This window comes from Kitasatospora sp. NPDC032757, from assembly GCF_055579305.1.
In genome coordinates, this window is record NZ_JBVINN010000016.1 from 124,842 (window position 1) to 144,832 (window position 19,991).

18 protein-coding genes, 1 tRNA gene and 1 pseudogene are annotated in these 19,991 nt (G+C 72.7%); 3 read left to right on the forward strand and 17 right to left on the reverse strand.

The features are described 5' to 3' along the window. Nucleotides 1-84: 84 nt before the first annotated feature. The 7 genes and pseudogenes from ACZ5WK_RS19775 to ACZ5WK_RS19805 form a co-directional block, all read right to left on the reverse strand. Complete coding sequence (locus ACZ5WK_RS19775; RefSeq protein ID WP_465548672.1) at nt 85-768, reverse strand: spherulation-specific family 4 protein; 684 nt, start codon at nt 766-768, stop codon at nt 85-87. Continuing rightward, entirely contained in the window at nt 765-1,670 is a 906-nt protein-coding gene (locus tag ACZ5WK_RS19780) for an NAD-dependent epimerase/dehydratase family protein (protein ID WP_465548673.1), read from the reverse strand. Before ACZ5WK_RS19780 ends, ACZ5WK_RS19775 begins: the two co-directional genes overlap by 4 nt. A gap of 128 nt (nt 1,671-1,798) precedes the next feature. After that, a pseudogene (locus tag ACZ5WK_RS19785) lies at nt 1,799-2,506 on the reverse strand (nucleotidyltransferase family protein); the annotation flags it as partial. 65 nt (nt 2,507-2,571) lie between these two features. Then, nucleotides 2,572-3,564 carry an SDR family NAD(P)-dependent oxidoreductase gene (locus ACZ5WK_RS19790; protein WP_465548674.1) on the reverse strand — a complete coding sequence of 331 codons (993 nt, stop codon included), beginning with the start codon at nt 3,562-3,564 and terminating at the stop codon, nt 2,572-2,574. A gap of 84 nt (nt 3,565-3,648) precedes the next feature. Then, on the reverse strand, nt 3,649-5,175 hold the full coding sequence (locus ACZ5WK_RS19795; protein WP_465548675.1) for a hypothetical protein: 1,527 nt from the start codon (nt 5,173-5,175) through the stop codon (nt 3,649-3,651). Next, entirely contained in the window at nt 5,172-6,674 is a 1,503-nt protein-coding gene (pelF, locus tag ACZ5WK_RS19800; RefSeq protein WP_396324078.1) for a GT4 family glycosyltransferase PelF, read from the reverse strand. Before pelF ends, ACZ5WK_RS19795 begins: the two co-directional genes overlap by 4 nt. A 125-nt stretch (nt 6,675-6,799) precedes the next feature. Next, nucleotides 6,800-9,181, reverse strand: coding sequence for a hypothetical protein (locus ACZ5WK_RS19805; RefSeq protein ID WP_465548676.1), 2,382 nt, complete (start codon nt 9,179-9,181; stop codon nt 6,800-6,802). A gap of 413 nt (nt 9,182-9,594) precedes the next feature. On the opposite strand from ACZ5WK_RS19805, the gene ACZ5WK_RS19810 reads away from it, so the two are divergent. Further along, nucleotides 9,595-10,560: a tyrosine-protein phosphatase gene (locus ACZ5WK_RS19810; RefSeq protein WP_465548677.1), complete on the forward strand. Its 966-nt coding sequence runs from the start codon at nt 9,595-9,597 to the stop codon at nt 10,558-10,560. A 79-nt stretch (nt 10,561-10,639) separates the two neighbouring features. On the opposite strand, the gene ACZ5WK_RS19815 is transcribed toward ACZ5WK_RS19810, so the two are convergent. From ACZ5WK_RS19815 to ACZ5WK_RS19850, 8 genes are all read right to left on the reverse strand, one after another. After that, nucleotides 10,640-11,587, reverse strand: a complete 948-nt coding sequence (locus tag ACZ5WK_RS19815) for an RNA polymerase sigma factor SigF (RefSeq protein WP_465548678.1) — start codon at nt 11,585-11,587, stop codon at nt 10,640-10,642. Between the two features lie 188 nt (nt 11,588-11,775). After that, nucleotides 11,776-12,621, reverse strand: a complete 846-nt coding sequence (locus ACZ5WK_RS19820) for an RNA polymerase sigma factor SigF (protein WP_465548679.1) — start codon at nt 12,619-12,621, stop codon at nt 11,776-11,778. Between the two features lie 598 nt (nt 12,622-13,219). After that, nucleotides 13,220-13,513, reverse strand: a complete 294-nt coding sequence (locus ACZ5WK_RS19825; RefSeq protein WP_148643967.1) for a Dabb family protein — start codon at nt 13,511-13,513, stop codon at nt 13,220-13,222. Nucleotides 13,514-13,574: 61 nt separating this feature from the next. Then, nucleotides 13,575-13,739: a hypothetical protein gene (locus ACZ5WK_RS19830; protein ID WP_174315669.1), complete on the reverse strand. Its 165-nt coding sequence runs from the start codon at nt 13,737-13,739 to the stop codon at nt 13,575-13,577. Nucleotides 13,740-14,189: 450 nt separating this feature from the next. Then, a tRNA-Ser gene (locus ACZ5WK_RS19835) sits at nt 14,190-14,279 on the reverse strand. A 135-nt stretch (nt 14,280-14,414) separates the two neighbouring features. After that, the gene (locus tag ACZ5WK_RS19840) at nt 14,415-15,017 is read right to left on the reverse strand and encodes a nucleoside deaminase (RefSeq protein ID WP_465548680.1); all 603 of its coding nucleotides are present in this window, start codon (nt 15,015-15,017) and stop codon (nt 14,415-14,417) included. A gap of 49 nt (nt 15,018-15,066) precedes the next feature. Further along, nucleotides 15,067-15,576: a tRNA adenosine deaminase-associated protein gene (locus tag ACZ5WK_RS19845; protein ID WP_465548681.1), complete on the reverse strand. Its 510-nt coding sequence runs from the start codon at nt 15,574-15,576 to the stop codon at nt 15,067-15,069. Nucleotides 15,577-15,889: 313 nt separating this feature from the next. Beyond that, nucleotides 15,890-16,126, reverse strand: a complete 237-nt coding sequence (locus ACZ5WK_RS19850; protein ID WP_396324071.1) for a hypothetical protein — start codon at nt 16,124-16,126, stop codon at nt 15,890-15,892. 150 nt (nt 16,127-16,276) lie between these two features. Here ACZ5WK_RS19850 and upp point away from each other — a divergent pair, with 150 nt between their 5' ends. Further along, nucleotides 16,277-16,912, forward strand: coding sequence for a uracil phosphoribosyltransferase (gene upp / locus ACZ5WK_RS19855; protein ID WP_329488640.1), 636 nt, complete (start codon nt 16,277-16,279; stop codon nt 16,910-16,912). 75 nt (nt 16,913-16,987) lie between these two features. Here upp and ACZ5WK_RS19860 read toward each other — a convergent pair whose 3' ends face one another. Next, nucleotides 16,988-17,659 carry a LytR C-terminal domain-containing protein gene (locus ACZ5WK_RS19860; protein WP_465548703.1) on the reverse strand — a complete coding sequence of 224 codons (672 nt, stop codon included), beginning with the start codon at nt 17,657-17,659 and terminating at the stop codon, nt 16,988-16,990. 235 nt (nt 17,660-17,894) lie between these two features. Beyond that, nucleotides 17,895-18,191 (reverse strand): type II toxin-antitoxin system VapB family antitoxin, encoded by a 297-nt coding sequence (locus ACZ5WK_RS19865; RefSeq protein WP_030061387.1) that lies wholly within the window; start codon nt 18,189-18,191, stop codon nt 17,895-17,897. 148 nt (nt 18,192-18,339) lie between these two features. Between ACZ5WK_RS19865 and ACZ5WK_RS19870 the strand changes: the two genes are divergently transcribed. Further along, nucleotides 18,340-19,989, forward strand: coding sequence for a helicase HerA-like domain-containing protein (locus ACZ5WK_RS19870; protein WP_465548682.1), 1,650 nt, complete (start codon nt 18,340-18,342; stop codon nt 19,987-19,989). Nucleotides 19,990-19,991 lie beyond the last annotated feature (2 nt).

Here is a 19,991-nt window from a genome sequence, read left to right on the forward strand (position 1 = left end):
AACTCCGGGTCGGATCAGGTCGGCTCGGCGACGGTGCGTGCGGCGGTGGTGCGTGCGGCGACGGTACGGGGAGCGGTCGGGCGGTCAGACGGCCAGGCCGTGCGGCAGGGTGCTCCAGGGGTTCTCCCCGGCACCCGGCACGGCGCAGCCGACACCGGCCCGCCGGGCGGCGATCAGGGCGACGGCGTCCCGGGCCTGGTCGGCGGGCACGTCGTACACGAGGTGGCAGAACCGGGCGGCGGCGTGGCGCCCGGTCCAGAGCGGCAGGGTCATCTCCCGGTACGCCGTCCAGTCGCCCTCGAAGGTGACCAGCAGGTCGGCGAGGCCGAAGTCGGCGTAGCCGGGGTCGGGGTGGTCGCCGTGGCCGAACACCACGGTGGCGCACCCGGCGGCGCGGGCCGCGGTGGCGAGGCGCCGGTAGTGGGCCAGCGCGCCCGGGTGGGTGGCGACCTGGTCGAGGTAGACACCGGTGATGCCGTGGCGCTGGCGGTAGGTCAGGATGTCGTTCACCACGGCGGCGTGCGGCCGGCGCCCGTAGTCGGTGTCGGCGTAGCCGAGCAGGGGGAGGCCGGCCTTGCGCAGCTCCTCGGCGGCCTCGGCGAAGACGTTGTCGGGGGTGTCGCCGGGGCCGTCGGCGAGGTTGAGCACGACGGCGGCGATCCGGTCGGGGGCGGCGGCGGCGACCGCCTGCCAGGCCGCCGGGTCCACCGCGGGGTGGACGTACAGCGGCACCAGCAGGCGGCCGTCGGGCAGGCTCGCGCCGGTCATGCGGTGACCAGTGGTTCGGTGCTGAGCCAGAGGTCGCGCAGGGTGTCGGCGAGGTCCGTCTCCGGGTGCCAGCCGAGCTCCCGGGCGGCGGCCGAGACGTCGGCCTGCTGCCAGGAGACGGCGGCCGAGCGCTCGGAGCCGGCGCCGCTCTCGTCGATCCGGCCGGTGAAGCCGGCCGCCGCGACCAGGCCGTCGGCGATCGCCCGGACCGGCTGGGCCCGGCCGGAGGCCAGGTTGAGCACCCGCGGCAGCGGGCGCTCGGCGGCGACGGCCAGGCCGACCGCGCGGGCGACGTCCCGGGCGTCGACGAAGTCGCGGTGGGCCGAGAGGTCCCCGACCTTCACGACGCCGTCGGCACCCTCGGGCGCGGCCCGGCGCAGCTCGGCGGCGAGCCGGCCGGGCAGCGAGCCGGCCGGGGCGCCCGGGCCGACCGGGTTGAACACCCGCAGCACCACGGCGTCCAGCGGCGAGCCGGCCACCGCGAGGGAGCCGGCCAGCTTGGTGGCGCCGTAGACGCCGACCGGGCGGGCGTCGGCGTCCTCGGCGAGCGAGCTGCCGGGGGCGCAGACGCCGTACTCGCCGGCCGAGCCGATGTGCACCAGCCGGGCCTTCGGGGCGCCCTGGTGGAGCGCCTCGCAGAGCACGGCCGGGCCGCGGGCGTTGACCTCGGCGAGCGTGACCGCGCTGCCGGCCACCGCGCCGGCGAAGTTGACCACGGCGTCGGGGGCGAGCGCGGCCAGTTCCTCGCCGAGCGGGCCGGCCTGGGCGGTGGCCAGGTCGAGACGCAGGTCGTGGTCGGGCCGGCGTCCGGCGGTCAGCATCGTGGCGCCGGGCACCGACCGCAGGACGGTGGCGGCGTGCCGGCCGAGGAAGCCGTCCGCGCCGAGCAGCAGGATTCTCACGCGGCCCGTCCGTCGTTCTCGGGGCCGGTGGCGGCCACGGCGGGCCGGTCGGCGTCGTCCGGTGCGGTGCGGGCGGCCGGGACGGGCAGCTCCGGCCCGCCGGGGACGGCGTACAGGCCCTCGGGCTCGCCCGGCATCAGCTGCGAGCGGATGAGCGCGAACTCGGCGTTGGCCCGGTCGTAGTCGTCCGGGCGGCCGATGTCCAGCCAGTAGCCGCCGAACTCGTAGGCGGACGGCGGGGTCCGGGCGGCCAGCAGGTCCAGCACCAGCTCGTCGAAGCCGAGCGGCAGGCCGGGGGTGTACTTGGCGAGTGCCGAGCGGGAGACGCCGTAGACGCCCATCGAGACCCGGTAGTCGATGCTCGGCTTCTCCTGGAAGCCGGTGATGGAGCCGGACTCGGTGGTCAGCACGCCGAAGTCGATCTTCACCTGGCGGGCGTAGGTGGCGATGGTGAGCGGCGCCCCGGAGGCCTCGTGGTGCTTGAGCACCCCGGCGAAGTCCAGGTCGGTGAGGATGTCGCCGTTCATCACCAGGAAGTGCTCGGGCAGCCGGTCCTGCATGGTGAGCAGGGGGCCCATGGTGCCGAGCGGGCTGTCCTCGACGGCGTAGCCGACCCGCAGGCCCCACTGGGAGCCGTTGCCGACGTAGGCGCGGATGATGTGGCCGAGGTGGCCGATGGCCAGGGTGACGGTCGTGAAGCCCGCGGCGGCGAGCTGGCGCATCACGATCTCGAGGATCGCGTGCTGGTCGCCGATCGGGACGAGCGGCTTGGGGAGCGCGGTGGTGTAGGGACGGAGGCGAACGCCCTTACCGCCGGCCAGGATCACTGCATGCATGGTGTTTCCCCCACGGAAATAGTGCGACAGGAGCCTTGGAGCCAGGACTGGCAGGTGTACGAGGGTCAGACGTTGTAGATGTCGGTCTTGTAGCGGGCCAGGTTGGCCGGGTCGCGGAAGAACTCGATGGTCTGCTCCAGGCCCTGCTCCAGGGAGAAGGCGGGGGCCCAGCCGGTGGCGGCGCGCAGCCGGGTGGCGTCGGCGACCAGGCGCATCACCTCGGAGTTGGCCGGGCGGATGCGCTGCTCGTCCTCCTTCACCGCGACGTCCACGCCCATCAGCTTGCCGACCAGGGCGACCAGGTCGCCGACCGAGATCTCGCCGCCGGTGCCGGCGTTGAAGGTCTTGCCGACCACGGCCTCCGCCGGGGCGGTGCCGACCGTGCGGAAGGCGTTGGCGGTGTCCTTGACGAAGGTGAAGTCGCGGGTGGGGCGCAGGTCGCCGAGGGTGATCTCGGTCTCGCCGGCCGCCAGCTGGGCGATCACGGTGGGGATGACGGCGCGCATCGACTGGCGCGGGCCGAAGGTGTTGAACGGGCGCAGCGTGACGACCGGGGTCTCGAAGCTGGCGTGGTAGCTGTCGGCCAGCCGGTCCCCGCCGGCCTTGGAGGCGGCGTACGGGGACTGGGTGTTGATCGGGTGGTCCTCGGTGATCGGCACGGTCTGCGCGGTGCCGTAGGTCTCGCTGGTGGAGGTGTGCACCAGACGGGGGATGTCCAGGTGGCGCACGGCCTCCAGCACGTTCAGGGTGCCGGTGACGTTGGTCTCGATGTACGAGTGCGGGGCCCGGTACGAGTACGGGATCGCGATCAGGGCGGCCAGGTGGTAGACCGCCTCGGTGCCCTTGACCAGGCCGTTGACCGAGCCCGGGTCCCGGACGTCGCCGAGGACGATCTCGACCGACTCCAGCACGTCCTTGGAGAGGGTCTCCAGCCAGCCGAAGGACGAGAAGGAGTTGTACTGGACCATGGCGCGGACCTGGTGGCCGTCGGCGACCAGGGTTTCGACGAGGTGGGAGCCGATGAAGCCCTCGGCTCCGGTGACGGCGACGCTGCTCATACGTGAATCGCTTTCTGTTCTTCGGGACGGCCGGGCGGGGACGGTGCGTGGTGGCCCGGCGCTGTGTCAGTGGTGTCCGACGGTTCAGCGGTGCTTGGTGGTGCGGCCGAGCACGGGCCCGGCGATGGCGGTGAGGAGGGCCGCCGCGCCCCCGCAGCCGATCAGCTGCAGGACGGTCGGATCCACACCGGTCAGCAGCCCGGCGCACTCGGCGCCGGCGGCTGCCAGACAGATCAGGGCGGTGCTCCAGCTGAGCCCGAAGGCGTTCAGCAGCAGCGCCAGCCAGAGCGAGCCGCCCAGCAGCAGCAGCGCACCGAGCTCCGGGACGCCGAGCGCCGGGGCGCCGGGCCAGAGCACGGTGGCGGCGGCGTCCAGCGCGGCCACGGTGGTGAGGTAGATGAACAGGCAGCCCAGCAGGATGCCGCCGGTGCGGCGGGTGAACGCGGCGGCCGTGTGAGTGGTCCGCAGTGCGGCCACGGCCATCGCCCGGTAGCGGAAGAGCAGCCACTCGGCGAGTCCGAGACTCAGCGTCAGCGCGATCATGGCCGGCCCCGTCGGGCTGGCGGACGCGCCTTCGGCGGCCCCGGTCCGGACCGCCTGGTGGACGGTGGCGCCCAGACCGGCGATCAGGGTGAGCGCGCCGACCGCCAGCCCGAACAGCAGGTGCGGCAGCTCGTGCAGGACCGGCAGCTTCAGCTCGGTGGCGTCCTGCTCGCTGCGCAGGCAGCGGAGGATCTCCCGGGCGGCCAGCCCGACCGCCAGCCCGAGCGAGGCCAGCAGGACGACCGTCCGGGCCAGTTGCGGCACGTCCACGGCCAGCACCACACCGGCTCCGACCGCCGACGGCGCCAGTGCGACCAGCAGGAACTTCTCCCGCCCGAGCACCAGCAGTACGGTGGCCGCCGCCAGGTAGCCGGACTGCCCGGCGGCGAAACAGAGAGCGCCGAGCGGGCCGCCGACCACGTACCCGGTGGTGGCCGCGACCAGCGCCCCCACCGGTGCGCCGACGGCCAGGCAGCGCCCGGCCGCACGGCGCCGGCCGCGGCCCAGCCAGGCGTACGAGCGGTGCGCCAGCGCCTGGTTCCAGGACCAGCTGACCAGGGTGGACAGGGAGAGCGCGAGCATCCCCGAGGGGAGGCCGAAGCGCATCCGGGTGGCCGCGAACAGGTTGGCGCCGAGCAGGTAGCCGAGGCCGGGCAGGGCGAAGACCAGGCCGCGCACCACGCAGCGCCAGGGATCGGCCCGCCAGGGGTTGGCGAACTCGGCGCTCGGGCCCGGGTAGCGGCGCTCGACCCGCTCGAACAGCTCCTCGGCGACGGTGAACGCGTCGGGGCGGCCGTACAGGAGCCCGGCCTGCTCGTCGGAAAGGCCGTCGGACTCCAGGAAGGCCGCGATCTCGTAGGGGTGGACGGCGTCCGCGCAGACGTCGGCCAGGCGCTCGGCGAGTTCGTCCAACGGGTCGGGGGAGAGGTCGAGCTGCTCCTCCGGCGCGGCCGGCTGCACGGGCACCGCCGGACGGCGGTTCCTGCGGGGGAGGGTGCGAAGCTGCACGGTCTGCTCGGCCCAGTCGGGGCCGGCCTCGTCCGGGACGAGGCGGAGGGGACCGCTCACGCGCCCACCTCGCTGCGCTCGGCGGCGGCCACGGGCTCCCACGCGTCGGGGACCGCGTCCGTCACCGCGACGACGCCGTTCGGCAGCCAGCGGGCGGTGCCCAGCAGCTCGGTGTAGATGCCGCGGAAGCCGTCGATGTTCTGGCGGAGCGTGAACTGCTCGATCACCCGCAGCCGGGCCTGCTCGCCCAGCCGGGCGCGGCGCTCCGGGTCGCGCAGCAGCTCGACGGCGGCGGCGGCCATGGGCTCGGGTTCGCGCGGCGGGACGACCAGGCCGGTGTCACCGACGGCCTCGCGCACGCCGCCGACGTCGGTCGAGACGGTGGAGCGGCCGCAGGACATCGCCTCGATCAGGGTGAACGGGAAGCCCTCGCTGATGCTGGAGAGCATCACCACGTTGCCCGCCGCGTACGCGTCGGTGATGTCGGCGACGCGGCCCTCGAAGGCCACCGAGTCGGCTATGCCGAGCTCGGCGGCCAGGGCTATGCAGCCGTCGCGGTAGGCCTCGCCGCCCTTGGGCGTGCCGCCGAAGAGCCGCAGCCGGGCGTCGGGTATCTCGCGGCGGACGATGGCGAAGGCCCGGATCAGCGTCTCGAGGTCCTTGATCGGGTCGACCCGGCCGGCCCAGCTGAGCGTGGGCGTCTCGGGCTCGGGCCCGGCGGGCGGGAAGGCCGCCGGGTCGACGCCGTTGTAGACGGTGCGGATGTGCGCGGACGGCGTGCCGCCGCGCTCCTCCCAGCGCCGGTTGTACCGGTTGCCGGGGGTGACCAGCGCGGCCCGCCGGTAGCTCTCCTCGGCGAGCATCCGGTAGAAGCCCAGCAGCAGCGCCTTGACCGGCCAGCGGTACGGGCCGGTGCGGTAGCCGAGGTAGCGCTCGCGCAGGTAGATGCCGTGCTCGGTGAGGAGGAACGGTACGCCGTACTGCTGGGAGGCGATCAGCCCCGGCAGGGTGGCCAGGCCACCGCTGGCCGCGTGCGCGACGCCCTCCTTGGGCGGTTCGACCGAGAGCGGGCGCAGCGCGTGCTCCAGCAGGTCGGTGGCGTTGAGCGCGTCGTGCAGGGTGGGCCGGGAGACGGCGGTGGAGAGGTAGTCGCGGGTCCAGACGTGCTGGAGGGTGCGCAGGGCGCGCTCGCTGCGCAGCGCCGGGCTGAGCAGCCCGCGCCGGGCGAGGTCGGCGAAGCCGTACAGCTCGGTGCCGAAGTGGGTGGTGTAGACCGGGTCCAGGATGGAGTGCAGGAAGCGCTCGTACGCGTTGAGGAAGCGGCGCATCTCCTTGCCGCGCGGGGCTCTGCCCTCGGTGGCCGGGCCCCAGAGTGGTGCGGTCGTGACGGAGCGCACGTTGGCGGGCAGCTCCCAGGCCAGCGGTTCGTGGCCGGTTCCGGTGACGGCGATGACGTCGAAGTCGACGTCCGGCATGCCCTGGACGAGCTGGTCGCACCAGACGCTCACGCCGCCGTGCTGGTGCGGGTACGTCCCCTCGGTGAGCAGGGTGACGCGCATGGTCTTCCCCCCTCCTGTCCTTGCGTCAAGCGCCCGGCCTGGCGGCCGGGTCGGGTGCCGGTGGTGGGGGGGGGGGGGGGGGGGGGGGCCCCCCCCCCCCCCCCCCCACCACCGGTATCACCTGTTCAGCGGGTGCCGGTCTGGCCGGCGGTCTTCTTGGCGGGGTCGGCCTTCCCCCCGGAGGCCTTGCCGTTCTGGGCGCCGCCCTTGGCGTTGCCCTGGGTGGTGCTCTTTCCGGCGGCGCCCTTTCCGGCGGTGCCGGTGGTGACGCCCTTGCCGGCCACCGGTGCCCCGCTGCCGGGGACCAGCACCGGCGCGTCGGTCCGGGCGGTGTCGCCGGGACCGGCCGGGACGGCGTCGGCGGTGCCCTGCGGCACGACCTTCTTGTCGGCCGGCGCCGGGGCGGTCACCGACTTGGCGGCGATGCTCGGCGCGACGGCCGGGACCGCGGCCGGGGCTGCGGCCAGCTTCAGCGTGACGGTGCTCTGCAGCGCCGCGGGCTTCACCCAGCCGGACAGCGTACCGGCGTAGGCGGTGCCGAACGCGGTCGAGCCGATGGACAGCTTCTGGGTGGTGCCGGTGGGCATGGTGGCCTGGATCTGGACGCCCGCCGGGGCGGACACCGTCACGGTGTCGCCGACCCGGTACGCGGTGACCTGGCCGGCGGCGACGGCCGCGTTCCAGGCCGCCCGGCGCTGGAACTCGACGCCGATGTCCTTCTGCGCCAGGTTCACGACCGGGGCGTTGTCGGCGTGCAGCGAGCGGTAGGTCGAGAGGACCTTCTCCAGCACCGGGTAGACGATCCGGTCCTCGGACAGGTTCGACTGGTGGATGAAGTGCGGCCGCGGGTCGTTGCTCAGCACGTGGCCGAGGTCGATCCGGGCCTCCAGCGGCACGATGTACGACTGGTAGCCGGTGTTGACGTCCAGCGGCGCCGGCAGGCAGGTGGAGTTGGCGTTGCTCTCGCAGACGCCGCTGCCGCCGTTGGCCGCGCTGGTGTAGATCCAGTTGTACTCGTCGGTCTCCTCCTTCGCCGTGGCGGCGTTGTAGAAGACGTTCATCGGGTACCGCGGCACGGTCAGCGTGGACGAGCCGACGGCCCGCTGGGCGGGCTCGCGGGAGGCGTCGCTCGCGGTCCACTTGACCCCGTTGGCGGCCAGCGAGGGCGCCAGGTACGGGTTGTCGCTGGTCTCCTGCGGGGCGGTCAGCAGGCCGGAGTGCTCACCGGTGACCAGCTCGGTCTTGTCGACGGTCAGGTGGTGCGCCGCGGCCCAGTCGAGGTTGTTCTTGACCTGGGACGTGATGGTGGCCTGGTCGACCCAGACGGTGTTGCCGGTGGCGTCCTTGGTGCACTTCCACGGCACCACCGAGACGTCCTGCAGGCAGCCCAGGTACGGGTGCGTGTAGGTGTGGTTGACCCACCGGTAGCTGGCCTGGTCGGCGATCATCTGGTCCGCCACCGGGTCGGTGGTGGCCGTGCGGTCGGCCTTCCAGTCCTCGCTGCCGCCGCCGTTGAACACCATGTCCATGGTGAAGTTGTTGGCGGTCTGCCACTGCTTCGCGTACTGCGCGTCGGCGACCGTCATCCGGATCGGGTTGGCCGTCTCGGGGGTGCCGGGCGGGCAGGTGACGTCGCCGGGGGTGCACTTGAGCACGGTGTCCCAGCGGTCGTCGGCCAGGAAGACGTCGTCCACGTGGGCCGCGAAGTAGTTGCGGTCGTAGCCGAGGTGGACGCCCTGGGTGATCCAGTCGACGATGCCGCGGGCCAGCAGCCGGTACTGCTGCTGGTACTGGTTGTAGACGAAGGTGACGACCAGTTCCTTGCGGCCGTCGTGGCTGTACTCGCCGACCAGCGAGCCGCGCGCGGTGGAGCCCGGGATCGGGGCGTCCACCAGCGGCGTGAACGAGGCACCGGCCGGCAGGGAGGCCAGGGGGGTGGCCAGGTAGCCGTAGCTCTCGTCCACCGACGGGTCGTTGTCCTCGAACGGGACGGCGCCCTTGAGGTAGCCGAACGGGCCGGCCAGGCCGGCACCGGTGACCTGGCCCTGGACGCCGTCCAGCTTGCCCATGTAGCCCGGGTCCGCCGCCCAGTTCAGGCCGACGTCCGGCTGGGCGTAGGTGTAGGCGTCGACCTGGCGGACGCCGAACGCGGCCTCGTAGGTGGCGAGGGCCGTCATCTCGGCGGAACCCGCCGCGAACGGGTTGTTGTTGGGCATCACGATGCCCTGGTACTTGCCCCGGGGCTGCCCGTTGACCGTGTCGCTGAGGAAGGCGGCGTCGATGACCGGGCGGTTGGCGTCGTTGAGGTTGACGAGCCTGTACGGGGTGCCCTGGCTCTTCAGCTCGGCGGCGACGGCCGCCGTCGCGGGCCCGCCGTCACTGATCACCAGGACCGTGAGGTCGATCCTGGGGGCCGTGCCGGCACCGTGTGCGAGGGACGACTGCAGGCCGCCGGCCAGCAGGACTGCTGCCGCGCACGCGGCAACTCTTCGGGTCGCTCGACCCATGTGGTGTTCCTCCCCTGGGCAGGGCGCTCCGCTGCTCGGCGCTCTCCTGCCCTGTCGCTGTTCGCGGGCAGCAGGCTGCCCGGCGCCCATCCTGGTGGATACTCCGCACCGATTGGGACCAAATGGGCGGGAGTGCAGCGAATCTGTTACCAACGTTCATGGCGATGCCATGAAGGCGCTGATTGTGGCCGGAACTGCACCCTCGGCGCAAATAATGAATTGAAAATTAAAAACCGGAACCTGAGCGTTACTGCTGCTCACCGACCGTGTAGCGGGGGTGGGGCCGCCGCGCCCTACACTGGCGGCGTTGCGCATGACACTCTCGCACATCCCGCGTTCCGCCGGGCAGGTTCATGCAATATCGCGCTGGGTTGTGCCATGTCACAGTCCGAATATCCAATGGAGGCCACCGCGTGACCGAGCAGCAGACCGAGACCGCCGCTATCCAGGCCACCGGGAAAGCGGCTCAGACGTCGGCGCAGGGCGCCCGGGAGGCCGCCGCACAGGCCCGGAGTCTCGGCCTGCGCGGCGCCGCCAACGCCCGCGATCTCGGTGGTTACCGGACGGCCGACGGCCGGGTGCTGCGGCACGGCGTCGCGCTCCGTAGCGACGGCCTCAACCGGCTCACCGACGAGGACCTCGGCCTGCTCGGCTCGCTCGGCCTGCGCCAGGTGGTCGACCTGCGCAGCCTCGACGAGGTCCGCGAGGCCGGCCCCGACCGCGTTCCCGGCCTGCCGGTCGCCGAGATCGCGGCCGCCGAGCTCTCCGCCGCCCCGATCACCGTTGAGCGCACCACCCCGGACGGCGTGACCCTGCACCACCTGCCGGTCTTCGCCGCCGATTTCGACATCTACGTCGCCCTGCGCGACGCCCTGGCCGACCGCAGTCCGGAGAAGCAGCGCGCCCTGCTCGGCGGCGGCAGGGCCACCGCGATGATGACCGGGCTCTACCGATGGTTCGTCACCGACCCGGTCGCCCGCGAGCGCTTCGCCACCGTGCTGCGCCTGCTGGCCGCGCCGGACGGCCCACCGCTGCTCTTCCACTGCTCGGCCGGCAAGGACCGCACGGGCTGGACGGCCGCGGTGCTGCTGACCGCCCTCGGGGTGGACCGGGAGACGGTCTTCGCCGACTACCTGCTCACCAACGAGCGCTCCGCCGCGATCGTCGAGACCATCGTCGACAGCTTCTTCACCCGCGGTCTGATGCAGGAGCCGGAGCTGCTGCTCCCGGTCTTCCGGGCGGAGCGCGCCTACCTGGAGGCGGCCTTCGAGGAGGTCGCGGCCGGCTGGGTCACCTTCGAGAAGTTCTGGCAGGACGGCCTGGGGCTGGACGACGAGGTGCTGGCGGGCCTGCGGGCCAACCTGCTCACGGCGCCCTGACCCTGCGGCCCCGTCCGGCCCTCAGGCCCCACCCGGTCCCTCGTCCGGCCCTCGTCCGGTCCGGCCGGGGCCCGGCCGCTCAGCCCTCGCTGATCAGGCCCTCGCGCAGCTGCGTGAGGGTCTTGGTCAGCAGCCGGGAGACGTGCATCTGCGAGATGCCGATCTCGTCGCCGATCTGCGACTGGGTGAGGTTGCCGAAGAACCGCAGCATGATGATCCGGCGCTCGCGCGGCGGCAGCTTGGCCAGCAGCGGCTTCAGCGACTCGCGGTACTCGACGCCCTCCAGCGCGAGGTCCTCGTAGCCGAGCCGCTCGGCCAGCGGGCCGTCGCCGTCCTCCTCACCGGGGCTGGAGTCCAGCGAGCTGGCGGTGTACGCGTTGCCCACCGCGAGGCCCTCGACCACGTCCTCCTCGCTGACGCCCAGGCAGGTGGCCAGCTCGGCGACGGTGGGGGAGCGGTCCAGCCGCTGGGCCAGCTCGTCGCCGGCCTTGGTGAGCGCCAGCCGCAGCTCCTGGAGCCGCCGGGGCACCCGGACCGACCAGCTGGTGTCCCGGAAGAAGCGCTTGATCTCGCCGACGACGGTCGGCATCGCGAAGGTGGGGAACTCCACCCCGCGCTCCGGGTCGAACCGGTCGATCGCCTTGATCAGGCCGATCGTGCCGACCTGGACGATGTCCTCCATCGGCTCGTTGCGGCTGCGGAACCGGGCCGAGGCGTACCGGACCAGCGGCAGGTTGAGCTCGATCAGGGTGTCGCGGACGTACGTGTGCTCGGCGCTGCCGGCCTCCAGGGCGGCCAGCCGCAGGAAGAGCGAGCGGGAGAGCGTCCGGGTGTCCAGCCCGGCGCCGGAGGCGGCCTCCGCGGGCGGCTGGGCCGCCGTCGGGGCCTGCTCCGCTGCTCCCGGCGGGGCGTCGGGGGCGGGCGGGGCTTCGGCCGGGCCCCGCTGGACCGGGATCAGGTCGACGGCGACCGTCGTGCCACTGGCCTGACCACCGTGGATCTCCGCAGCGCCCAGATCTCCGGACATGCACCCACCCCCTTGTGACTGACACGTGAACGGGCGCTGTCGCGCGGAGGTTCCCGGCGACGCCCTCCCCCTCCATACCGGAACACGGTCCCCGGCAAACCCGAACGTCGCAAGACGTCACGCGTCGGTAACGCGGAGCAATCTCGGGCCGATTGCCTTTTCGCGGTGTTCTGCCGGGATTGTGATGGTCAGTCTTCCCAGGAATTGCCGGTCCGAAGCCTGGTCAGGATTCGGGACAACAGGCGCGAGACGTGCATCTGGGACATTCCCAGCTCGGTGCTGATCTGCGATTGCGTCAGATTGGCGAAGAACCGCAGCATGACGATCCGCCGTTCCCGTTCCGGCAACTGCACCAGGAGGTGGCGGACCATGTCCCGGTGTTCGACCTCGGCGAGGGCCGAGTCCTCGTAGCCGAGCCGGTCCAGCAGGGCGAGCCCGCCCTCGTGCTCCTGCGCGGCCTCCAGAGAGGCCGCGTTGTACGCCCGCCCGGCGTCCAGGCAGGCCCGGACGTCCTCCTCGGGGATGCGCAGGCTGGCGGCGATCTCCGGCACCTTGGGGGTGCGGCCGTGGACCACCGTCAGCTCCTCCATCGCGCCGCTGACCTGCACCCAGAGCTCCTGGAGCCGGCGCGGGACGTGCATGGTGCGGACGTTGTCCCGGAAGTACCGCTTGATCTCGCCGAGGATGGTGGGCAGGGCGTAGGTCGGGAACTGGACACCGCGCTCCGGGTCGAACCGGTCGATCGCGTTGATCAGGCCGATCGTGCCGACCTGGACCACGTCCTCCATCGGCTCGCTGCGGCTGCGGAAGCGGGTGGCCGCGTAGCGGACCAGCGGGATGTTGACCTCGATCAGGGCGGCCCGGACCCGCTCCCGCTCGGGGGCGTCCGGGGGCAGTTCGGCGAGCCGCTCGAAGAGCACCCGGGTCAGGGTCCGGACGTCCACCACGGGGCGGCCGCCGGGGCCGCGCAGGCTGTCCGGGCGCAGTTCGCCGGCCGGGCTGATGATGGCGGCCAGGACCTCGTCGGGCGGCATGGCCTGGGCCGGCGGCTGGGGTTGGCTCAGGGCCTGGCTCAGGGCCTGGCTCTGAGTCTGGCTCGGGCTCGGGCTCGTGTCTGCGGGCCGGGTCGGGCTCTGGGGCTGGTCCGGGGGCTGACTCTGGGTCGGGGGCTGGGTCCGGGCCGGTGGTCGGGGCGGTGGCTGGGTCCCGGCCGGTGGCCGGGCCCGGGTAGGCGTGTGGTCCGGGGGCTGGTCCGGACCTCGGGCGGGTGGTGCCGGCGCCGGTGTGGCGGCCGTCGTACTGGTCTGTGCAGCGCCCGGCCCGGTATCGGTTCCCGGCGCGCTCCCTGGTGTCCGCACGGACACGTCACCCCTCCCAAAGTCGACAATGGTGGGACTTGCGGATCGGGTGTCGCGTCTCGGTGCACCACCTCGCCATGTCCGGCAAAACCGGTCATAGCATCACAAGGCGGGCGCAGGTCGGGCAAGCACCACGCAGAGGTGTGTTGGTGCTGTGGTGGCGTTTCACCAGGTCTCCCGGCGGGGGCGCGGAAGGACCGTTCCGGGATACGGCAAGGCGCCCCGCCCGGGTCTCGGGAGGGGCGCCTGGGGCCGTCCGGGGGATGTTCCGGGATCAGACCTCGATGTCGGCGATCACCCAGGTGGCGAACTCGCGCCACTGGCCGGCCGCGGCCTGGTGGGCCGGGTGGGTGAGGTAGGCCTGCAGCGCCTCGCGGTCCTCGACCAGGCTGTTGATCGCGTAGTCGTGGGCGATGTCGCGCTCGGTGGTGTTCCAGCCGCACTCCCACTCGCGCAGCTCGGGGATGACCGGGCCGAGTGCCTCGAAGGCCTTGGCGCCGGCGAGCGCGCGCTCGTCGTCCTTGCTGACGCCTTCGTTGAGCTTGAACAGGACCAGGTGCCGGATCACGATGCCGCTCCTCGCGGACGGGGGTTGAGGGACGGGCCCACCGTAGCCGGTGCCGGAGGAGCTACTTCACCAGCCCGGTCATGAAGGTGCCGATCGCCTTGGCGGCGTTCGAGATGCCCTCGAAGCCCAGCTGGACGAGTTCGGCGGCGCGGGCCGGCGAGGTGATGATCGTGTAGAGCACGAAGACGAGCAGGAGAACCATGCCGATCTTCTTCGCCTGCGCCATCGGGTGACCTTCCTCCCTGCCGTGGGCCGCCGCCATTCGGTCCCCGAGCGTCCCTCTGCATTGGGCAGCTTATCCACCGGACGGCCTATCAAGTGTGCGACGCGTTCACCCGGCGGGACGAAGGTCCCCGTGACTGGGGCCTTTCTCCGGGTGCCCGCGAGCGACGCGTCGAGCAGGATGGTTGATGTACCGAGGATCTGGCAGGAATCCCCGGTAGGTGGATCCGGAGCTCCCCGCTGTGGGACCGGTGCCGCGGCTTCCCCCGACGCGGCCCCGGTTGTGGGACTCCGCCGGGGGAGCGGTTGTTCCCCCCGAACCGCTCCCCCTTCCAGGCTCCGTACTCGAAGGGCGTTGGTGGTCATCGGCCCCGGGTTCGGAGCCCTTTCCGCGTATGAGGGTGCGCGGAAACGACGAGGGCCCCGTCCGGTTCGGACGGGGCCCTCGTGTTGCTGGCGGTAGCGGTGGGATTCGAACCCACGGTGGAGTTGCCCCCACACACGCTTTCGAGGCGTGCTCCTTTGGCCGCTCGGACACGCTACCGAGGGGAACTCTACCGGACGGGTGGCGCCGTCACGAAATCCGTATCGGGGCGGCGGTCCCGCGGGTGTCGGGCCGGGCGTTCAGCGGTGGGGTTCGGCGGTGGGGGTTCGGTGCTCGGTGTTCGGCGGTCGGGGTTCAGCGGTGGGTGTCGAAGAACGCGCGGAGCTGTTCGGCGCAGTCGTCGGCGAGGACGCCCCAGACGACCTCGGGGCGGTGGTTGAGCCGGCGGTCGCGCATCACGTCGAAGAGCGAGCCGGCCGCGCCGGCCTTCTCGTCGAGGGCGCCGTAGACCACCCGGTCGATCCGGGAGAGGACGATGGCGCCCGCGCACATGGTGCAGGGCTCCAGGGTGACGACGAGGGTGCAGCCGCTGAGCCGCCACTCGCCCTCCCGTCGCCCGCCACCGTCCTTGTTCGGCGCGCTTCGCGCGGCCCTCCGCAAATTCGCGGCGGCGTCGCGGATCGCCACCACCTCGGCGTGGGCGGTCGGGTCGCCGACCGCCTCGCGCTCGTTGTGGCCGCGTCCGATCACCTGGCCGTCCGGACCCAGGACGAGCGCCCCGACCGGGACGTCCCCGGTGGCCGGCGCCAGTGCGGCCTCGGCGATGGCGAGGCGCATCGGCGCCGCCCAGCGGTCGCGGACCGGGTCGGGGCGGACGGGGGCGGGAAGCGGGGCTATCCGCGGGACAGCCCGGGGGGCTTCCTGCGGGACTGCCTGGCTGGCGGACGCGGGCTGCATGGCATCCAGTGTCCGGCATCCGGTGGCGGGCACCGGTCGCCGCCGGCCGTTACCGGACCGACTCCAGGACCTCGCCGCAGCCGAGTGCCTCGGCGATCTCCTCCAGGGCGTCGCCCGGAACGGCGCCCTCGCCGCTGAGGGCGAGCAGCTCCTCGGAGGGCAGCCCGAACTCGGAGAGCAGGTGGGAGTCGCCCAGCGGGCCGACGGGGACGCCGCCGCGGGTGCCGGCGTCGTCCTCCTCCTGCTCCTGCTCCTGCTCCTGTGCCTCCTCCTCTTCCTCCAGCTCGGCGACGAGGTTGTCGAGGTCGCCGAACTCGCTCTCGCCGGCCTGGTCGACCAGCTCGTCGGTGAGGACGGAGCCGTACGAGCTGCGGGCGGCGGCGGCGCCGTCCGACACGAAGATCCGCGGGTCCTCCTCACCGTCCACCCGGACGACGGCGAACCAGGCGTCCTCCTGTTCGATGAAGACCAGGACGCTGTCGTCGTCCTGGGCGGCCTCGCGGGCCAGGTCGGCCAGATCGGCCAGGGTTTCGACGTCATCGAGTTCCGTCTCGCTCACATCCCACCCGTCCTCGGTGCGAGCAAGCACTGCAGCGAAGTACGCCACCAGGGACACTCCCAAGATCTCGGTCTCGGCTGTCGGCGCGCTCGGGCAACGCGGAATCTGGCCGCCCCCGCGCCAGAGGCGGTCCGCTGTTCGGACCGTCCCATCGGAATCGTGACAGAAAGCCCGGCTTTGCGGGGGGTGTTCGGCAGCGCGTCTTTGCAGGTCGTGTCGGAAGGGTTGGCCGGGGGCCGGTGAAGGACCGCCGGGCCGGTCCGGGACCGCTCGAACGGCGGCTGGACGCCACCGGGAGGGCGTGGGAGGCCCGTCAGATTCGGAAGGTTCGCATCCGCATCGCTTCGCGCATCCGGCGTTCCTTGGTGCGGCGGGGCTGCACCCGCTCCCGCAGTTCGCGCGCCTCGGCGAGCTCGCGCAGGAAGACGGCCCGCCGCTTACGGCGCTCCGCCTCGGTCTCCGGATGCTCCGGGGGTTGGTCCGAGCGCCCGCCCGACGGGCCCGCGAGCCCGTCCGCCGAGCCGTCCCCGGTCCTCGGGTTGCTCGTCATAGGACGTGACTTTCCCAGATCGGCCCGATTGATACCACAGGAGGCCGTTCCGTCCGGACATTCGCGGTGCGTCACGGCGTGTCACGGCAGAGTGACCGCAGCCCGTCGCGGCGTGTCGTACGGGCGTCCGGGCCGGGCTAACCTCGATGCATGCGGATCCACGTCGTCGACCACCCCCTGGTCGCCCACAAGCTCTCCACCCTGCGCGACGAGCGCACCGACTCGCCGACCTTCCGTCGCCTGACCGACGAGCTGGTGACCCTCCTCGCGTACGAGGCCACCCGGGACGTCCGCACCGAGGAGGTGGAGATCACCACGCCGGTGGCGGTCACCACCGGCACCCGGCTCAGCTACCCGCGCCCGCTGGTGGTGCCGATCCTCCGGGCCGGCCTCGGCATGCTGGACGGGATGACCCGGCTGCTGCCGACCGCCGAGGTGGGCTTCCTCGGCATGGTGCGCAACGAGGAGACCCTGGAGGCCTCCACCTACGCCACCCGGATGCCGGACGACCTCTCCGGCCGCCAGGTGTACGTGCTCGACCCGATGCTGGCCACCGGCGGCACGCTGGTCGCGGCGATCCGGATGCTGATCGAGCGGGGCGCCACCGACGTCACCGCCGTGGTGCTGCTGGCCGCGCCCGAGGGCGTCGCGGTGATGGAGAAGGAGCTGGCCGGCCTGCCGGTCACCGTCGTCACCGCCGCGGTCGACGAGCGGCTGAACGAGAACGGCTACATCGTCCCCGGCCTGGGCGACGCGGGCGACCGTCTGTACGGCACGGCCGGCTGACCCCCTGTACTGACGAGGAGAGCCCCCCGGCACCGTGCCGGGGGGCTCTCGTACGTTCGCGGGCGGCCGGCGGGCTCAGCAGCTGCCGGTGGTGCTGGGGGTGGGCGAGGGCTTGGTGGCCAGGGCCAGTGCGGCGGCGGCCTGGGTCTCGTCCAGCAGTGTGTTGTAGCTGTCGCCGACGACGACGTCCACGCTGTTGTCGGTGCGGGCGTCCGTGGTGACGGTGGCTCCGGCGATCTGCGAGCTGATCAGGGTGGCGGCGCCGGCGCCGGCCGGGCCGGCGATCACCACGGCGGTGCCGGGCACCTTCTTGTCCAGCTCGGCCGGGGCGTTGCCCTTCTTGTCCACGGTGAAGCCGCGCTTCGTGAACTCGTCGGCCGTCCGCCCGGCCAGGCCGGACTTGGTGGTGGCGTTGAAGACGTTCAGCTTGAAGCCGGCCGGCTGCGGGATGGCGTGCGGGTCGCCGGCGGGGGCACCCGGGGCGCCCGGGGACGCGTCCGGGGTGGGGGTGGGCGCGGCCAGCGGTTTGCCGGACGGGGACGCACAGGCCTGGGCGGAGGCGTTCTTGCCCTTGCCGGTGAAGATGTCGTAGAGCTGGACGCCGCCGAGCGCGATCAGCGCCAGCGCGAGCAGCGAGCCGATCAGGGCCATGACCTTGCGGCTCTTCTTGGGCGGCCGGCCCAGCCGTGGATAGCTGTTGCCGGTGACGCGGTACTGCTTCCCCTTCAGGCCTTGGGGAGTCAACATGCTCACGGTTTGTCTCCCCCTCGTGCCAGGGCGGGGATCGGGTGACGGGTCGGCCGGGTTTGGCGTTCGCCGTGGTCGCGGCCGTAGTCAGCAGACTAGTGCCGGATGGCTGCGAAGGTACTAAATGATCATCATCTGGAGCATGCCGGTACCCGAAAGGAGGTACCCGGGTACGAACGGACCGCCCTCCGGCGGATGACCGGAAGGCGGTGCGAGGGTGCGCGTGAGCGGCCCGTCACTCCATTTCGAGGACGCGGGCGTGCAGCACCTGGCGCTGTTGCAGCGCGGCGCGCACGGCCCGGTGCAGCCCGTCCTCCAGGTAGAGGTCGCCGTGCCATTTCACGACGTGGGCGAAGAGATCGCCGTAGAAGGTGGAGTCCTCCGCGAGGAGGGTCTCCAGGTCGAGTTGGCCCTTGGTGGTCACCAGCTGGTCCAGCCGCACCGGGCGCGGGGCGACGTCCGCCCACTGGCGGGTGCTGGTCCGGCCGTGATCCGGGTACGGCCGCCCATTGCCGATGCGCTTGAAGATCACACGGAAAGCCTACCGTTTGGGCGGCGGATGGCGCAGCAGCGGCGGCCCCGCCACGCGCTCCGGTGCAGGCTGCGGGCGGACGAATGCGGCTGTTTCATGGGAAATGTCGCGAACATCGTTCCTCAGCTCTCCCTCTGGAGTGTGCCCGATGTCCACCGCCGAGCCGCCGTCCTCCGCCGTCGTCCCCGATCAGGTGCGGGAGATCGCCGACGGATACGCCTTCACCGGGCCCGCCCTCGACCTCGGCGCGGTGCTGCTGGACGGCACCGCCTACCCCGCCGCCCCGGTGCGGATCCCGCTCGGAGTGCTCAACCGGCACGGGCTGGTGGCGGGTGCCACCGGCACCGGCAAGACCAAGACCCTCCAGCTGATCGCCGAACAGCTCTCCGCCCAGGGCGTGCCGGTGTTCCTGGCCGACATCAAGGGCGACGTCTCCGGCGTCTGCGCGCCCGGCGCGCCGAGCGCGCGGACGGCCGCCCGCGCGGCCGAGGTCGGGCAGAGCTGGTCGCCGCAGGGCTGCCCGAGCGAGTTCTACGCACTCGGCGGCCTCGGCACCGGCATCCCGATCCGGGCCACCGTCACCAGCTTCGGCCCGCTGCTGCTCGCCAAGGTGCTGGACCTGAACGAGACCCAGGAGGCCTCGCTCGGGCTGGTCTTCCACTACGCCGACCGGAGCGGCCTGGAGCTGTACGACCTCAAGGACCTCACCGCCGTCATCACCTTCCTCGCCTCGCCGGAGGGCAAGGAGGAGCTGAAGGGCATCGGCGGGCTCTCCGCGGCGACCGCCGGGGTGATCCTGCGGTCGCTCACCCTGCTGGAGAACGAGGGCGCGGGGGCGTTCTTCGGCGAGCCGGAGTTCGACACCGCCGAGCTGCTGCGGACGACCGGCGGGGGCGCCTCCCACCCGGAGGGCGGGGGCGGGCGGGGCGTCGTCTCGGTGCTGGAGCTGCCCGCCGTGCAGGACCGGCCGCGGCTCTTCTCCACCTTCCTGATGTGGCTGCTGGCCGACCTCTACCAGGAGCTGCCCGAGGTGGGGGACCTGGACAAGCCCAAGCTGGTCTTCTTCTTCGACGAGGCGCACCTGCTGTTCAAGGGCGCGTCCAAGGCCTTCCTGGAGGCGATCACCCAGACCGTCCGGCTGATCCGCTCCAAGGGCGTCGGGATCTTCTTCGTCACCCAGACGCCGAAGGACGTGCCGCCGGACGTGCTGGCCCAGCTCGGCAACCGGGTGCAGCACGCGCTGCGGGCCTTCACCCCGGACGACGCCAAGGCGCTCAAGGCGACGGTCTCGACCTTCCCCAAGTCGCCCGCGTACGACCTGGGGGAGGTGCTGACCTCGCTCGGCACCGGCGAGGCGGTGGTGACGGTGCTCTCCGAGAAGGGCGCGCCGACGCCGGTGGCGGCGACCAGGCTGCAGGCGCCGCAGTCGCTGATGGGGCCGGTCGAGGCGGGGGCGTTGCGGGCGGCGGTGGACGCGTCCGCCCTGACGGCCCGGTACCGGGACGCCGTCGACCGGGAGTCGGCGTACGAGAAGCTGGCGGCCCGGGCGGCGCGGCCCGAGGCGGCGCCGGTGCCGGCTCCTGCTCCGGAGTCCGCTCCTGAGCCCGTTCCGGCGTCCTCGCAGGAGCGGGCGCCGTCGGAGTCGCGTCGGCAGGAGCGGGAGGAGAAGGACGGCGGCGGGCTGCTCGGGTCGCTGCTGAGCAACCCGGCGCTCAAGTCCTTCGCCCGCTCGGCCGGGACGCAGCTCGGGCGGGAGATCTCGCGCAGCCTGTTCGGGACGTCCCGGCGGCGGCGCTGACG

Bases quoted from the DNA above. Each gene is read 5' to 3' on its own strand.
- ACZ5WK_RS19775 (WP_465548672.1), bottom strand. From the start codon at position 768: ATGACCGGCGCGAGCCTGCCCGACGGCCGCCTGCTGGTGCCGCTGTAC.
- ACZ5WK_RS19790 (WP_465548674.1), bottom strand. From the start codon at position 3,564: ATGAGCAGCGTCGCCGTCACCGGAGCCGAGGGCTTCATCGGCTCCCAC.
- pelF (WP_396324078.1), bottom strand. From the start codon at position 6,674: ATGCGCGTCACCCTGCTCACCGAGGGGACGTACCCGCACCAGCACGGC.
- ACZ5WK_RS19805 (WP_465548676.1), bottom strand. From the start codon at position 9,181: ATGGGTCGAGCGACCCGAAGAGTTGCCGCGTGCGCGGCAGCAGTCCTG.
- ACZ5WK_RS19815 (WP_465548678.1), bottom strand. From the start codon at position 11,587: ATGTCCGGAGATCTGGGCGCTGCGGAGATCCACGGTGGTCAGGCCAGT.
- ACZ5WK_RS19820 (WP_465548679.1), bottom strand. From the start codon at position 12,621: ATGCCGCCCGACGAGGTCCTGGCCGCCATCATCAGCCCGGCCGGCGAA.
- ACZ5WK_RS19830 (WP_174315669.1), bottom strand. From the start codon at position 13,739: ATGGCGCAGGCGAAGAAGATCGGCATGGTTCTCCTGCTCGTCTTCGTG.
- ACZ5WK_RS19840 (WP_465548680.1), bottom strand. From the start codon at position 15,017: ATGCAGCCCGCGTCCGCCAGCCAGGCAGTCCCGCAGGAAGCCCCCCGG.
- ACZ5WK_RS19850 (WP_396324071.1), bottom strand. From the start codon at position 16,126: ATGACGAGCAACCCGAGGACCGGGGACGGCTCGGCGGACGGGCTCGCG.
- upp (WP_329488640.1), top strand. From the start codon at position 16,277: ATGCGGATCCACGTCGTCGACCACCCCCTGGTCGCCCACAAGCTCTCC.
- ACZ5WK_RS19860 (WP_465548703.1), bottom strand. From the start codon at position 17,659: ATGTTGACTCCCCAAGGCCTGAAGGGGAAGCAGTACCGCGTCACCGGC.
- ACZ5WK_RS19870 (WP_465548682.1), top strand. From the start codon at position 18,340: ATGTCCACCGCCGAGCCGCCGTCCTCCGCCGTCGTCCCCGATCAGGTG.